Here is a 15,557-nt window from a genome sequence, read left to right on the forward strand (position 1 = left end):
CGATCAGCGATCAGAACGCGCGGGCGAGAACTGCCTGCTTGACTTCGGCGATGGCCTTCGTGATCTGAATGCCACGGGGGCACGCCTCGGTGCAGTTGAAGGTGGTCCGGCAGCGCCAGACGCCTTCCTTGTCGTTGAGAATTTCCAAACGCATGTCACCGGCGTCGTCACGCGAGTCGAAGATGAACCGGTGGGCATTGACGATCGCGGCCGGACCGAAGTACTGACCGTCGGTCCAGAACACGGGGCACGACGACGTGCACGCGGCGCACAAGATGCACTTGGTGGTGTCGTCGAAACGCTCCCGGTCTTCCTGCGACTGGTACCGTTCGCGCTCGGGCTCATGGCCTTCGTTCATGAGGAAGGGCATGATCTCACGGTAGGACTGGAAGAACGGTTCCATGTCCACAATGAGGTCCTTCTCGCACGGAAGGCCCTTGATGGCCTCGACCGTGACCGGCTTTTCGAGGTCCAGGTCCTTCAACAAGGTCTTGCACGCGAGGCGGTTGCGGCCGTTGATGCGCATGGCATCGGATCCGCACACGCCGTGGGCGCAGGAGCGGCGGAACGACAACGAACCGTCGATTTCCCACTTGACCTTGTGCAAAGCGTCCAAGACGCGGTCGGTGCCGAACATCTCGAGCTCGAATTCGTCCCAGTACGCCTCGTCAGAGACCTCGGGATTGTAGCGACGGACCTTCAGGGTCATGTTGTACTTGGGGATCTCTCCCCCGCCGCCGGACTCGCCCGGAAGATCAACTTTCGATGCGGGCTCTGCCGCATCCATTTCCTGAGTAGTCATTAGTACTTACGCTCCATCGGCTCGTAGCGGGTGAAGATCACCGGCTTGGTCTCGAGGCGGATGCCGGCGACGCTGTCGGTCTCGGCGCTCTCATCCAGGTAGGCCATCGAATGCTTCATGAACTTTTCGTCATCGCGATCGGGGAAGTCTTCGCGGAAGTGACCACCGCGGGACTCTTCACGATGCAGGGCTGCCACGGACATGACCTTGGCCAGCTCGAGGAGGAAGCCAAGCTCAACGGCTTCCAGCAGGTCGAGGTTGAAACGCTTGCCCTGATCCTGAATGGCGATACGGGTGTAACGATCCTGCAGGTCCGCAATCTTGTCGAGCGCGTTGTGGATCGTTTCTGCGGTACGGAACACCTGCATGTCCGCATCCATGACGTCCTGCAGCTCCTTGCGGAGCACACCCACCTTCTCCTCGCCGTGGCCGCTACGGACCATGTTCAGGAGATCTTCGGTGCGCTTCGTCGCGTCCTCGGCGATCGGCAAGAATTCGGCCGTCGCTGCGTATTCCGCGGCACGGATACCTGCGCGCTTACCGAACACGTTGATGTCCAGCAAGGAGTTGGTGCCCAGGCGGTTGGACCCGTGAACCGACACGCAAGCAACCTCGCCAGCGGCGTAGAGGCCAGGAACGGTGACTTCCGAGTTCTGGTACACCTCGGCATCGATGTTGGTCGGGATGCCGCCCATGGCGTAGTGCGCGGTCGGGAAGACCGGAACCGGTTCGGTGTAGGGCTCCACACCGAGGTAGGTACGAGCGAACTCCGTGATGTCAGGGAGCTTCGCGTCGATGTGTGCCGGCTCGAGGTGCGTGAGGTCCAAGAGGACGTAATCCTTATTGGGTCCGCAACCGCGGCCTTCGCGCACCTCATTAGCCATCGAACGGGCCACGATGTCGCGCGGGGCGAGGTCCTTAATGGTCGGCGCATACCGTTCCATGAAGCGTTCGCCTTCGGAGTTGCGGAGAATACCGCCCTCACCACGGGCCGCCTCAGACACCAAAATGCCGAGTCCGGCCAAACCGGTCGGGTGGAACTGCACGAACTCCATGTCCTCGAGCGGAAGACCGTTACGGAACGCAATCGCCATGCCGTCACCGGTGAGGGTGTGGGCATTCGAGGTGGTCTTGAAGATCTTGCCGCAACCGCCGGAAGCGAAAACAATCGACTTGGCCTGGAAGACGTGGAGGTCACCGGTAGCCAGGTCGTAGGTCACGACGCCGGCCGGGCGACGCTGACCGTCCACCTCGGTCATGATCAGGTCCAGCACGTAGTACTCGTTGAAGAACTCGACGTTGTGCTTGACGCAGTTCTGGTAGAGGGTCTGGAGGATCATGTGCCCGGTGCGGTCGGCCGCATAGCAGGCACGACGGACCGGCGACTTGCCGTGATCACGCGTGTGTCCACCGAATCGACGCTGGTCGATACGACCTTCGGGCGTGCGGTTGAAGGGAAGGCCCATCTTTTCCAGGTCCAACACGGCGTCGATGGCTTCCTTGGCCATGACCTCGGCAGCGTCCTGGTCTACCAGGTAGTCGCCGCCCTTAATCGTGTCGAAGGTGTGCCATTCCCAGTTGTCTTCCTCGACATTGGCAAGGGCCGCACACATGCCACCCTGGGCCGCACCCGTATGGGACCGGGTCGGATAGATCTTGGTCAGAACCGCGGTGCGAGCTCGCTGGCCAGATTCGATGGCCGCGCGCATACCGGCCCCGCCGGCACCGACGATGAGCACATCGTACTTGTGAAGCTGCATACTTGGATGCTCTTTCCTCTTTGAATCGAAAGGTTGGGGCCGTGATCAGAACGGCCTCGACGTCGGGCGTCCGGCAGAGACTATTTCGCCGGGCAGAAGGACGGGACCAGTGAAGGATCCGCGCCGCTGGGGCAAGGTGAGAAGGTGAAAATCACCAAGGTGCCGACCAGAAGAATGAATCCGGCCGCCAAGAACAGCAGGGTCTTGAGCCAGAAGCGCGTCTTGTCCTTTTCGGCGTAGTCGTCGATCACGGTGCGCACGCCGTTGGTGCCGTGCAACATCGCGAGCCACAACATGATCAAGTCCCAGACCTGCCAGAACGGGTTGGCCCATTTGCCTCCAACAAAGCCAAAGTCGATGGCATGGACGCCGTCGCCCACCATGAGATTGACGAAGAGGTGGCCAAAGATCAGGACGATCAGGATGACGCCAGAAACGCGCATGTACAACCATGCGAACATCTCGAAGTTATTGCGCTTGGAACTGGACCGGTTGTACTTGACGCCGTTGACACTGTTGTCGTGACTGCGCGGAGCGGCGATCCGAGTCTTCAAGGGAGTTGACATGGGTCAGTGACCTCCAAAAACGATCGCGAGATGGCGGATGGCGAAGGGAACGATCGCGATGACCCACAGGATCAAAACGCCCCACAGCATGGCCTTTTGGTTCTTAGCGCCGTTCTTCCAGAAGTCGATCAGGATGATGCGCAAGCCGTTGAAGGCGTGGTACACGATAGCCGCGACCAGGCCGGCTTCACCGAGACCCATGATGGGGTTCTTATACGTCGCGATAACGGCGTTGTAGGCCTCCGGAGACACGCGCACGAGTGCGGTATCCAAGACGTGGACCAACAAGAAAAAGAAAATTGCAATGCCCGTGACCCGGTGGGCCACCCAGGACCACATGCCTTGGCTACCTCGATAGACGGTGCCTTTGGACGTATTCGGCACTGAATAACCTCCTGATGTATCAAGTGGAGGGCCGCGGCGTCGGTCTTCCGCCGGCGGGGGCCCACATAGTACTGCCACTGTGCAGATCGGGCAGGCCCCGACGTGTCATAAGTGAGCGAGTTCAAAGCTCAGATTACCAGCCGTAGAGCACGTTGGTGACACCATGTCGATCCCCGAAATAACGCGCTGACACGGGCAATTACGATACTTTTTTATCCACTATTCCGACGCTTCCCACTCTTTGCGCCGGTCCCGGCGATGGAGGGTTGGCCGAGTTCGGGTCATTTTGCCCTAAAGTCGGCGCGGCAGGCCGAACGAACTATGACGAAATCAACGGTTACGATGGGGACGATGAAAACTCACAGCGCACATTTCTACCCGTTCATTCCGGCAGGGGGTGTTGGGTCTCGCCTCTGGCCGCTTTCGCGGGCTGACGCGCCCAAGTTCCTCCTCGATCTCACCGGCTCGGGACATTCCCTGTTGCGCTCCACGTATGACCGTTTGATCGATCTAAGCTCCGACTCTGTGATGGTCATCACGGGCAGCACTCATGCTCAGGCTGTCAAACAACAACTCCCGGAATGCACGGATACCGATCTCGTCCTCGAGCCGTCGCCCAAGGATTCCGGCGCAGCGATCGGCCTCGCGAGCGCCATTATTTCCCTGCGCGATCCCGAGGCCATCATCGGTTCCTTCGCCGCCGACCACGTCGTGGAGCCCACCGAGGAATTTCACCGCGTCGTTGAGGAAGCCGTCGTCACGGCTGCTTCCGGCCGGATTGTCACCATCGGCATCACTCCCACGTCGCCATCCACGGGCTTTGGATACATCCGCGCTAGCGAAAACCTCAACATCGAGGAAGCTCCCTCGGCGCTCAAGGTCGAGGATTTCGTGGAGAAGCCCGACGAGGACACCGCGCGAGCTTACGTGCGCAGCGGGCACTACACCTGGAACGCCGGCATGTTCGTCGCCCCCGCGCAGCTTCTCTTGAAGCATCTTCAAGCCAATCAGCCCGAACTGCACGACGGCATCATGGAGATCGCTCGCGCGTGGGACACGGATCAGCGCGATGAGGTCATGGATCGAGTCTGGCCGAGCCTGCCGAAGATCGCGATCGACTACGCTGTGGCCGAGCCCGCCGCCGCTGCCGGCGACGTAGCCATGGTTCCTGCGTCTTTCACTTGGGACGACGTCGGCGACTTTGCCGCCATCAGTCGGCTCAATCGCGCGGTCAATGTGGACGAGGTCGCCGTCATTGGCAAAAACAAGCGCGTGATGACAGACAATGCCTCAGGGATCGTCGCTTCGGACACCAGCCGCATCGTGGCCCTGATCGGTGTGGAAGACATCGTGGTGGTCGACACCCCGGATGCTCTCCTCGTGACCACGCAAGAGCACGCACAACGGGTGAAGAACGCCGTTAACTCCCTCAAAGAGAACGGCGAGACGGACGTTCTGTAGCGCACCGCGCCCCCGGTAAGGGGGCTACACCAGAGCACGACGGCGTCGGTTCCTCAGCTGGGGCCGACGCCGTCGCCGTTTCCCCGGCGATGTCAGTCGAAACTGATATTTCCCAGGTGGGTCCAGCCCTCTTCGTCGCTGAGGAAAGCACACGCTCGATGGACCGTGAAATGTGCCTCGAAGGCGTCAAAGGTTCGGAAGGCGGCTTCTAACAGTCGCCGCCTTTCGTTCTGGACGATCGTCATGTGTGGATGAAACATGAACGGTGACGCACTGTTCCGAATGCGGCGGCATTGCTCATGCAGGTGGTTCAGGAAGTCACTGCCGCGAGCCAGGGCCAGATACACGACGTCGCTGATCGGACGGAACGTGCCGGTCCCGGACAGCGCTATCTCCGCCGGTCCCCTACCCCGCAACTCAGATCGCATCTCACGCAAGAACCGGTTGGCCTCCACATACGGCTTCTCCCCGAGTTCCGAGATGAAGACGGTGATGTGCGGCGGGTATCCCTCGGCAGCGCCATGCTGACGCCGCCAGTTCATGACGGCGTCTTGTACGTCGTCGGGAACCTCCAGAATGAGGCTCAGATAGCTCTTACCGGGCAGGATCGTCGGGCTCACGCTCACCGCGCGGCTCAGCGGACTCTCCGAAGCACCCATGAGTCGAATGAGACTACGCCCGGGGCGCGAGAAAGCCCATGTGCTCGTAAGCTGAGGCGACCGTGGGTCCGGCAATTTCGCGCGCTTTCTCCGCACCAATGGCCAAGAGCCGATCCAGTTCCGCGGGATCGTTCATGATCTCGAGGGTCCGTTCGCGAATCGGGCCCAAGGTATCGACCACGATTTCCGCGAGCGCGACCTTCAGGTGCCCGTACATCTTTCCTTCGAATTCGGTCTCGATCTCTTCGATGCTCTGCCCCGTCAGAGAAGAGTAGATGCTCAAGAGGTTGGACACACCGGGCTTAGAGTCCCGGTCAAACCGAATTTCCGAGCCATCGTCCGTCACGGCTGACTTGATCTTCTTGGCCATCTTCTTGGGTTCGTCCAAGAGCCAGATGGCGCCGTTATCCGAGGGACCAGATTTGGACATCTTGGCGGTGGGGTTCTGGAGGTCGTAGATCTTGGCCGTGGACTTCATGATCTTGGCTTCGGGGACCACGAAGGTTTCCCCAAATCGCTGATTGAAGCGCTGCGCCAGATTGCGCGTCAATTCCAGGTGCTGCCTCTGGTCTTCGCCCACGGGGACCTGGTCCGTTTGATACAAGAGGATGTCGGCCGCCATCAGCATCGGGTAAGCGTACAAACCTGCAGAGGTGTTATCCGCACCCTGCTTGGCCGATTTGTCCTTGAATTGGGTCATACGCCGGGCCTCACCGTCACCGGTAATGCAGGTGAGTAACCACGCGAGTTGCGAATGCTCCGGAACGTGAGACTGCACAAAGAACGGCGTGCTCGTCGGGTCAATCCCCGAGGCGATGTACTGCGCGGCAGTCTTTCGGGTCCGCTCCGCGAGCTGGGCCGGATCTTGCGGAACGGTAATCGCGTGCAGGTCGGGAATGAAGTAAATGCACTCATGATCCGACTGCATATCGACCCAGTTACGGACGGCACCCAAATAATTGCCGAGGTGCATGGAGTCCGCGGACGGCTGCGCACCGGAAAATACACGGGGAGCCCCCGTGGAGGCGTTTGGGATCGTGCGTTCGGTCATGCTCTTCTTTCTCTTCCAACGGCCGCCTTTCCCCACTCGGGGTCTCGGGCGATCGTCCTAAAACTGGTAGTCAACGACCAACGGCGCGTGGTCGGAGAATCGGGTGTCGTAGCTGGGCGCACGGTCCACGACGGCGTTCTGCGCGGCGTCTGCCATCGCCGGAGTAGCCATGTGATAGTCGATCCGCCATCCGGCGTCGTTATCAAAAGCTTGTCCGCGGTAGGACCACCAGGTGTACGGCCCGGGGACCTCGCCCGCCAACCCTCGGGCAACGTCTCGATACCCCAGATCACCGAAGAAGCGGTCGAAATAGGCGCGCTCCTCCGGGAGGAATCCGGCGTTTTTGACGTTGCCTTTCCAATTCTTGATGTCGAGCTCCGTGTGTCCGACGTTCAGATCGCCCACGATGAGGGCGTGATCCGAGTGTTGCGCCACTTCAGGGAGGCGCTGAAGCATGACATCGAGGAAACGGTATTTGTCGTCCTGACGTTCGGTCCCGACCTCGCCCGAGTGAACGTATGCGGAAACCACAGTGAGCGTCTGTCCGTTGGCGAGTTCGTAATCCGCCTCGACCCAGCGACCGGATGTCGCAAAGTATTCTTCACCGATGTGATCGCGTGTGGCAATCGGCTGGCCTGAGAGCCTCGACGGCCGATCTTTGGAATCCTTCCGCGTGGCGATGGCGACCCCCGCGCGCCCCTTCGCGGCAGCTTCCGCGTGGAGAATGTGCCAGTCGTCTTCGCCCAGCAGCTGACGAAGATTCTTATCTGGAGCCCGGACTTCCTGAAGACACAGAATGTCGAGGTCTCGCCCGTCGAGCCACTGCCCCATGGTCTGCTTCTTCTTGGGGTTGAAGGCAGCCCGAATTCCGTTGACGTTCACGGTCGCGATGCGGAGGCTGTTCGCGTCACGGGTATTTTCTGCCATAGGGTGCACGCCTTCCTCAAGTTGTTGATGGTCGCCACCGCAACCGGCGGTACGCTCTCGTACCCTACCCGACGGCGGCGAAGGACCTAGTCGACGACGGTCCCGTCGACGGTCGTTTCGGAACGAACCATGCCCATGCCGTTCTTGGCGGTGAAGTTAATGGTGTCGATCGCGCGATTCACGACCTCGGGATCAGACTGTTCGCCCTTTTCCAGCTCTTCTTTGAGGACTTTGTTCTGCACGAGAACAATCTGGAAGGAATGCGCGAGCTTCTGGTCACGCATGGAATCTGTAGCCGGAGCCGCCGAAGTTCCCGCGGATGGCGCCCTCAACTGAGCATCTGCCAGATCGCTCTGCAATTTGCGGACCGCAGACTTACCGAATCGCAGAGTTCCCCGGACGAGGAACAATGCATACACGGCGAGAGCCAACCACCCGAAAGCAATCGCGGCAAGAATCCACCCAAGAACGGACTGCTCATTGGCAGCCTGAATCACAGCGAAAACGAAGATCAGAACCATGACCGCCATACCGATCACAGTGGCCCAGAAGGCGCGTCCTGTGGTCGAAGTTGAGGGCGTGACATTGCCGGCGCGTGGATCTGAACTACCAATAGATTGCATAGATTCCATTGTACAAGGGGCGATGCGGCCGGATCGTCTCGTGGATCCGGCCGCGGGTCAGCTGGTGTCGAGAATCTGGCGCGGTTGTTGCCTAGGCTCTCATGGCTCCAGCGGGGTCTTGCCTGCTGGCAACCCAAGCCGGATAGGCAGAGCTGGCGGTTCCCACCACGCTTCCGACGAACAGCCCGACTGCAGGTTGCCAGGGGTGCAGCACGGCCTGCCATTCATGACTCGCAGCAATGGCGATAGTGGCAATCATCCCTGCAAAGGCGCCGCACACGCCACCACACAGGCCCATGAGAAGCCCCTCGGTCATGAAGATGCGCGCAATGGAATGTCTGGTGGCCCCGATGGCACGCCGAAGTGCAATCTCTGACGACCTAGAAAGCACCGAGAGATACATCGCCATTCCCGTCGAGAAGCCTGCAAGTACCAGCAGAACTGCGGAAAGTACCGCCACGTAGAGGCCGAGGTCGCCCGATACAGCACTTTTGAGCTTTCCGAGGTCGGAAGCCAAACTCACCGAGATGAGTCCAGGATTTTCCGGCGCGAGCGCGAGAGGAATGGCATTCTCCACGGCACGGGCGAATCCTGGCTCCACATCCACCACAAACTCGACGACCATCCCAGGAACCTCACGCATGACCTCCGGCGCTACCAACACCGTATTCGTCAGGAGCGGAAGTTCAGGGCCTGGGTCGAACATACCGACGACGTTCAACCTCCGCCCATTGACCCACAGGTGATAACCCCTCGGCTGATGGGTCAGCTCCTCGCTAGCCATGCCCAAATGGCGTGCGGCTTCCCGAGACACAATGGCCTCCCCCAACGCACCGCCAGCCTCCATCTGCTGCAGGACATTCCCTACTCCAGCCGGGAAAAAATGCACGCCTGCCTGTCGAGCTCGCGCGTGAGACAAAATTCCCAAACCAGTTGATGCTGCTTCCATCTCTCCGTCCCACGGAAAGAATCTGGTGACCTGTACATCGGACGGCGCCGCAAGGACCTGATAGCCGGCGGCGCTGACGTATTCCAACGAGGCCAGTATTCCCTCCGTCCTCGTAGCTATTGTTTTCGTATCTGATTTAGCTTTTCCGAGGACCGGCCCCGAATCTCGATAACTCACCCTGAGATGCGACGATTCCTGTTGCGCGAACCTTGCCTGGACCTGTTGGCCCGCCGTTTCACTGAGCCCCACGGAACTCGTCAGTCCGCCCACGCCCAGCATGAAAGACAGCACCACGATCAGGGTTCGTAATGGACGAGACGTTAAGGCCGCGAAGGCATCGACTACATCATCCTGCAGGCCAACCAGCCACATACCTTTCCGGCGAGATACGTGGTCCCCAGGTCTACGCAGAGCGTCGAGGTGAGGGGACCGGCCGCGCCTGGCCTGGACCTCGTCCCTAACGATCCGACCGTCCCGTAACTCGATGCGGCGTTGCGCCGCCGCCGCCACTTCGGGGTCATGGGTAACGACGACGACGGTCCTGCCGTGAGCATGGAGCGAACGCAAGATGTTGACAACGCGTGCCGTGTTCTCCTCGTCCAGATTCCCCGTCGGTTCGTCGGCGAGGACCACTGGCGGGTCGGTCGCCACCGCCCTCGCGATCGCGCACCGTTGACGTTCCCCTCCCGAGAGAAGCTTGGCTCGCGTGTTGAGACGATGCCCGAGTCCCAGCTCATTCAGGGTATTCCGAGCTAGCCGGCGTCGCAGTCTTGGTGGAATGTGGCGCACCCGCAGCCCCATCATCGCGTTAGTCAGGGAAGATTCCTCCAGCAACATATTGGAAGCCTGAAAGACCAAACCGAACATGCGGGATCGATGGTTATTGCGCTGTGTCTCATTCAGACGTGAAACGTCCTGGCCGTTCACCACATAGCGGCCTTGGGATGGTCGGTCGAGAAGGGCCAGCAGATTCAACAAAGTACTCTTGCCGGCTCCCGAGGGGCCAACGATCGCCACAAACTCGCCCGGGTAGATCGCCATATCAAGGCCCTTCAGAACGGGTGAGTCCGCACCTGGGAATTCCTTCGTCACCTCATGCAGCGTCATGATCGGTTCGGTCGAATGAGCTGATTCCGATGTGACGCTGTGATTTGTTGACGTCATCATTGAAGCTGCACCCGCTGGTTAACCTCGAGGCCCCCAGATACCGCCGCGTATCCGTCGTCGCGTCGTAGGACCTTAACCTCCACGCGTCGTGTGGGTGGGCCGGATGAAGAACCCTCAGCCCGGCTTGAAGGGTCTTCTACTTCGACGAATGTTCCACTACCCTCCTGGCGTACGGCAGTGAGAGGAACCGCGAGAGATTCTTGTCGATCTCCACGCCCATGAACGCTGACGGATTGACCCGGCACCAATATGCTGGGCTCGTGAACCGTCACCGTAACGTCGTAGCCGCTCCCGATGCCTTCTGTTCCTGGGTCGAAGGAGCCTATGGCTTGCACCGCGCCAGCGGTCCGGCCGCGACTTGTTTGCACGTCTACGGCGGTTCCCTCGGTTACCTGCTCGCGGCGCTCTGCCGGAAGCCGAAACTTCACACGAGCCTCGGACGTGCGTAGGACGACGAACCGGTCGTGGATACCCACCGTGGTCGCAACATCTGCGGTATTGACCACCTGACGCTTACCGTCCGGCAATGACACGAAATGGGCATGCGGGATCGTGGTCAGACGCCCCTCAGAGGTGGGGAGATCATCGCTCCGGTACAGAGCTTCCACTGCCCTCAGCATCTCGCGGGTCACGGTTCCCGTCGGCGCAACGGGATAGCCTGCCAAAGACAGAGATCGTTGCAGGGCAAGGACATCGTCCCCGGAGTCTTTCAGGGCCAAATCCCGATACAACGGCAATGGACCGTCCAACCCATAGATCGGCTCACCGTTGATCATCCCCAACAGATCACCGGACGCCACCTGATCACCAGGCGACAGGGTTCGTCGCGTCAGCACCCCGTCCCGCGGGGATAAAATGTCCGCGGTCGTACCGTCCTCCACGTTTCCGGCGACATCGATCCCCTCCGAGACCACACGACGTTCGACCTTGGCCCAGACGGGTACGACGGCTTCTCCTTGCTCCTCCACCGATGGTCCCTGTGGTTTGTATTTGAGCCCCAGTGCGAAGGACCCCACCGAGCTCACCGCCAGAGTCAAGACCACCAGAACGACTTTCCAACGTCGCATGGCGGATTGCCGTGCGCCTTCGCTGGTTCGAGGATTTTCGACCTCAACGTAGTCTTCGGGCGACGACGCTTCGTCCGGGTCCGGACCACCCGATCTAAGCCCAGGCGTCAACGTCACGATGCCACCTGGCTGAGGTACATCTCAGCGGCCTCCGATTTGGTCCGGAAAAATTCCTTCGCGGCGTCGAGTTCTGCCTGATGATCTTCGATGAGTGGAATTTGGAACGACGCCTCAATATCGGCCAACGACTGAGCCATGTTGGACTCCTGCGAACACCGCGCTTCCAACATGGCGAGCCTCGTCAATTCTTCCGCGTTTCTAGAATCGGACAAGTCTCTTTCAGCAACGTTTCTGCTTTCTTCTGTGTCCCATTCGCCAGACACAGGGGTCAGCCCGCGACCTTTAAGGCAAACTTCCCATTTCCGCACCGCGGACCCCCATTCCGGCGTTTTCTGGGCCGCGTCCCCCGCCTCGAGCGACAATCTGTCAGCGAGCCCACTAATGTTCTCTTCCTCTGCAGGTGAAACTCGCCTCACCTCACCATCATGTTCGGCGAGGCATTTAACTCGTAGCTCATCCATAGAGGACTCGTAAAACGTTCCTCCGGAGGTTCTCTGGGATGCTGCGAGAAGGAACTGAACTTCATTCTTCGCTGCGAGTTCATTCCAAATTCCGTATTCTCGACTTTCATCATTGAAAGTCACGTCTTCACGTTTTACGGGAAGCACCGAAATGCCGTGATCTCGAAAGCATTTCTCCACAATACGGATTCGAGCAATTTCCATAGTCACTTTTTGCTCAGGACTCGCCCTATACTCATCTAGCGGATAGACAATATGGTTGCGGGTTTCATCAAGTTTGGCCCGAGCTTCTTGGTCACGGGCAGTTTCCAAGCTGGTGCACCCCGTCATCAACAAGGTCATCCCTAGTACGGCTACCGCCGACATACCTTTGATGTTCATCATCTTCTCTTGATAACCAATGGAAGAGGGGCATTTCTGAACACCCCTCTTCGCCAACTGGATTAACTACCTAATATTACTATGATGGAAGGAACTAATCCGGTCATTCCAGTTCCCAAATTGGGTTCTTCTTAGGTCATTAAAACTGTGGCTGGTTTCAAACCGTGCACCCCGATATCGGTCATCCTGAAAATATACCGTCCAAATGCCTGCCGAGGATATCGACGAAGCCCTGTCGTTCATGAAGCCCAGATTATTGGATTTCGGAGCATCAAACTTAAACCCAGAATAGTTTTTATGCTCATACAGGGCGGTGGCACTTGCTGGGCTCGCAACTGCGCCAGCGACCCCACATGACATGCACACGATGGCAAAGACTTTCCGGTATTTATGAGACATCACAAATGTCCTTTCATAGGCGCAGCACACCCTGTGCCACACACCCAATCCGGCACCGTCTTCATTGACGGTCCGGCAACGAATCCCGACGAGTAACTAGAGCGCGGGTTGTTCGTTACCCTTATTCATAGTCGACCCTTGAGATCATGGCAATAGTTTTCTTTAAAATTTTTATTTCCCCTAGTGGGCGACTTTAACAGAAAACAGCCTCCAACTAGGGAAATGCATTTCCCCTAGTTGGAGGCTGTTTTAGATGAAGCTAGTTTGGAGTGGGCCCGTCAGGCAGCCGCGCGCTCCGCAGCTTCGACAACGTTCACAAGGAGCATCGCGCGAGTCATCGGCCCGACGCCGCCCGGGTTCGGCGAATACCACGCCGACTTAGCGGCGGCGTCGGGATGGATATCTCCCGTGAGCTTCTTTTTGCCGGTTTCCGGATCTAGGACCCGGGAAACACCGACGTCCAGCACGATGGCCCCGTCCGTAACCTGCTCGGGCCTGACGGCATGGGGAACTCCGATCGCGGCGACGATGATGTCCGCGCGACGAAGTACCTCGTCCAGGTTCTTGGTTCCCGTGTGCGCCACCGTCACCGTAGCGTTGATGTCACGACGCGCCAGCAACAAGCTGAGCGGCCGGCCCACCGTAATCCCTCGTCCGAGAACGACGACGTCCTTGCCCACGAGATTGATACCGTGACGGTGCATCAGCTCGATGATCCCGTTTGGCGTACATGGCAAGGGAGAATCCATCTCCCCATACACGTTGAGCACCAACTTGCCGAGGTTGGTGGGATGCAGACCATCCGCGTCCTTCAGCGGATCGATGAGCTCCAGAATGCGGCCGGTGTCCAGGTGTTCCGGAAGCGGAAGTTGGACGATGTATCCGGTGCATGCCGGGTCATCATTCAGCTCCTGAATCACCCGCTCGAGCTCCTCCTGGGAGACATCCTCAGGAAGATCTCGCCGGATCGACGCAATTCCAACTTCCGCGCAGTCCCGATGCTTGCCTGCAACGTAGGAGCGCGAACCGGGGTCGTCCCCCACCAGAACCGTGCCAAGGCCCGGCGTGATGCCCTTGGCCTTGAGGGCGTCGACGCGGTCTCGAAGCTCTGTCTTGATGGCCGCAGCCGTAGCCGTTCCGTCGAGTATCCGCGCCTGGTGGTTCTGTTCCGTCATCGTGGTCTTTCCGGTCGTCGCTTCGTGGGTCTGAGGTTCCGCGGTTACCACTGCTCGAGGCCCTCGTAGAGCGGGAACTCGCCGGCGAGCTTCTCTACGCGGCTCCGGAGGGAAGCGACGTCGGCGTTCGGCTTAAGCGCCGTCGCAATGATGTCCGCGACTTCCGTAAATTCTTCGCGACCAAAACCGCGAGTGGCCAGCGCAGGCGTACCGATACGCAGGCCCGAGGTGGTCATGGGCGGGCGAGGGTCATTGGGTACAGCGTTGCGATTCACCGTGATCCCCGCCTCGTGGAGGATGTCCTCGGCCTGCTTACCGTCGAGCTCCGATTCACGAAGGTCCACGAGCACCAGGTGGACGTCGGTGCCACCGGTGAGCACCGAAATTCCGTGCTCGGCCACGTCGGGCTCCGACAACCGCTCCGCAAGCACCTGGGCGCCTTCGATGGTTCGCTGCTGACGATCCTTGAACTCCGGGCTTGCGGCGATCTTGAAGGCCACGGCCTTGCCTGCGATCACGTGCATGAGCGGTCCGCCCTGTTGGCCGGGGAAAACCGCCGAGTCAATCTTCTTCTTGAGCTCCTCGACGCAGAGGATCACACCGGAACGCGGCCCCGCGAGCGTCTTGTGCACGGTCGAGGAGACGACGTGAGCATGCGGTACCGGGTTGGCGTGCAATCCGGCCGCGACGAGGCCCGCAAAGTGCGCCATGTCCACCCAAAGGTAGGCGCCGACCTCATCGGCAATCTCGCGGAATCGCTTGAAATCCTGCTCGCGGGGGTACGCGGACCATCCGGCAACAATGACCTTGGGCTTTGCCTCGAGGGCAACCTCACGGACCTTGTCCATGTCCAAGCGCCCGGTGGCCGGGTCCACCTCGTACGCGGCGATGTTGTACAGCTTTCCGGAGACGTTGAGCTTCATGCCATGCGTCAAATGGCCGCCGTGAGCCAAGGACAAGCCCATCAAAGTATCGCCGGGCTGCATGAGGGCCATCATGACGGCGGCATTCGCCTGCGCACCGGAATGCGGCTGAACGTTGGCGTGCTCGGCCCCGAAAAGCTTCTTGGCGCGTTCCCGGGCCAAATCCTCGATGACGTCCACGTGTTCGCATCCGCCGTAGTATCGACGGCCCGGGTAACCCTCCGCGTATTTATTCGTCAGGACGGATCCCTGAGCTTCCAAGACGGCTCTGGGAGCGAAATTCTCGGAGGCGATCATCTCCAGGGTATTGCGCTGGCGACCCAGCTCCGCGGTGATGGCCTCGGCGATCTCGGGATCGAACTCGCTCAGCGATCGATTGTTGACATCCTGCGTGGAAGGGTTCGTCATTGCTCTCCTGGTGACCTGAGCACACGCCGACCGACGTGGCACGCGAAAAGATTCTCCTCAAGTCTAAGACATCGTGAGAATCCTCTGGGGCTTCACGTCACATGACGGTGGATGAGATCAAGCCATACGTGAACGTTGCCGGAAATTCAGCCTCCGAAGCGGACCCGCGGCATACCGAACGTGTTTAATGGGGGCCTGAGCCAACCCGAAAGGTCTTTTGCCTTGATGAATTCCTTGAGCCCGCTCGGCACTAGCGATCCATTGAACTTACGAT

General features: G+C 59.6%; 14 protein-coding genes. 1 reads left to right on the forward strand and 13 read right to left on the reverse strand.

Annotated features, from left to right (window positions below; genetic code table 11):
- Positions 1-10: 10 nt before the first annotated feature.
- From B9Y51_RS02615 to sdhC, 4 genes are all read right to left on the reverse strand, one after another.
- The gene (locus B9Y51_RS02615; RefSeq protein WP_048679620.1) at positions 11-802 is read right to left on the reverse strand and encodes a succinate dehydrogenase iron-sulfur subunit; all 792 of its coding nucleotides are present in this window, start codon (positions 800-802) and stop codon (positions 11-13) included.
- Positions 802-2,562: a succinate dehydrogenase flavoprotein subunit gene (gene sdhA, locus B9Y51_RS02620; protein WP_048679623.1), complete on the reverse strand. Its 1,761-nt coding sequence runs from the start codon at positions 2,560-2,562 to the stop codon at positions 802-804. Before sdhA ends, B9Y51_RS02615 begins: the two co-directional genes overlap by 1 nt.
- An 80-nt stretch (positions 2,563-2,642) precedes the next feature.
- Complete coding sequence (locus tag B9Y51_RS02625; RefSeq protein ID WP_048679625.1) at positions 2,643-3,128, reverse strand: succinate dehydrogenase hydrophobic membrane anchor subunit; 486 nt, start codon at positions 3,126-3,128, stop codon at positions 2,643-2,645.
- 3 nt (positions 3,129-3,131) lie between these two features.
- A complete protein-coding gene (gene sdhC / locus B9Y51_RS02630; RefSeq protein WP_082156683.1) occupies positions 3,132-3,512 on the reverse strand; it encodes a succinate dehydrogenase, cytochrome b556 subunit in 381 nt (126 codons plus the stop codon).
- 351 nt (positions 3,513-3,863) lie between these two features.
- On the opposite strand from sdhC, the gene B9Y51_RS02635 reads away from it, so the two are divergent.
- Positions 3,864-4,973: a mannose-1-phosphate guanylyltransferase gene (locus B9Y51_RS02635; RefSeq protein ID WP_085528903.1), complete on the forward strand. Its 1,110-nt coding sequence runs from the start codon at positions 3,864-3,866 to the stop codon at positions 4,971-4,973.
- 92 nt (positions 4,974-5,065) lie between these two features.
- Here B9Y51_RS02635 and B9Y51_RS02640 read toward each other — a convergent pair whose 3' ends face one another.
- The 9 genes from B9Y51_RS02640 to glyA form a co-directional block, all read right to left on the reverse strand.
- Positions 5,066-5,632 carry a 2'-5' RNA ligase family protein gene (locus B9Y51_RS02640; protein ID WP_085528690.1) on the reverse strand — a complete coding sequence of 189 codons (567 nt, stop codon included), beginning with the start codon at positions 5,630-5,632 and terminating at the stop codon, positions 5,066-5,068.
- 13 nt (positions 5,633-5,645) lie between these two features.
- Complete coding sequence (gene trpS / locus B9Y51_RS02645) at positions 5,646-6,683, reverse strand: tryptophan--tRNA ligase (protein ID WP_048679630.1); 1,038 nt, start codon at positions 6,681-6,683, stop codon at positions 5,646-5,648.
- 57 nt (positions 6,684-6,740) lie between these two features.
- Positions 6,741-7,610, reverse strand: coding sequence for an exodeoxyribonuclease III (locus tag B9Y51_RS02650; RefSeq protein ID WP_048679633.1), 870 nt, complete (start codon positions 7,608-7,610; stop codon positions 6,741-6,743).
- Positions 7,611-7,696: 86 nt separating this feature from the next.
- The gene (locus tag B9Y51_RS02655; protein WP_048679636.1) at positions 7,697-8,233 is read right to left on the reverse strand and encodes a hypothetical protein; all 537 of its coding nucleotides are present in this window, start codon (positions 8,231-8,233) and stop codon (positions 7,697-7,699) included.
- A gap of 91 nt (positions 8,234-8,324) precedes the next feature.
- The gene (locus B9Y51_RS02660; protein WP_085528691.1) at positions 8,325-10,349 is read right to left on the reverse strand and encodes an ATP-binding cassette domain-containing protein; all 2,025 of its coding nucleotides are present in this window, start codon (positions 10,347-10,349) and stop codon (positions 8,325-8,327) included.
- Positions 10,346-11,533 (reverse strand): efflux RND transporter periplasmic adaptor subunit, encoded by a 1,188-nt coding sequence (locus B9Y51_RS02665; protein ID WP_085528692.1) that lies wholly within the window; start codon positions 11,531-11,533, stop codon positions 10,346-10,348. The genes B9Y51_RS02660 and B9Y51_RS02665 overlap by 4 nt, the downstream gene beginning before the upstream one ends.
- Positions 11,530-12,381 (reverse strand): hypothetical protein, encoded by an 852-nt coding sequence (locus B9Y51_RS02670; RefSeq protein WP_085528693.1) that lies wholly within the window; start codon positions 12,379-12,381, stop codon positions 11,530-11,532. The genes B9Y51_RS02665 and B9Y51_RS02670 overlap by 4 nt, the downstream gene beginning before the upstream one ends.
- A gap of 674 nt (positions 12,382-13,055) precedes the next feature.
- Complete coding sequence (locus B9Y51_RS02675; protein ID WP_048680070.1) at positions 13,056-13,952, reverse strand: bifunctional methylenetetrahydrofolate dehydrogenase/methenyltetrahydrofolate cyclohydrolase; 897 nt, start codon at positions 13,950-13,952, stop codon at positions 13,056-13,058.
- A 44-nt stretch (positions 13,953-13,996) separates the two neighbouring features.
- Positions 13,997-15,283: a serine hydroxymethyltransferase gene (gene glyA, locus B9Y51_RS02680; protein ID WP_048679639.1), complete on the reverse strand. Its 1,287-nt coding sequence runs from the start codon at positions 15,281-15,283 to the stop codon at positions 13,997-13,999.
- Positions 15,284-15,557: the final 274 nt, after the last annotated feature.

The organism is Kocuria massiliensis (assembly GCF_900169715.1).
Classification (GTDB): domain Bacteria; phylum Actinomycetota; class Actinomycetes; order Actinomycetales; family Micrococcaceae; genus Rothia; species Rothia massiliensis.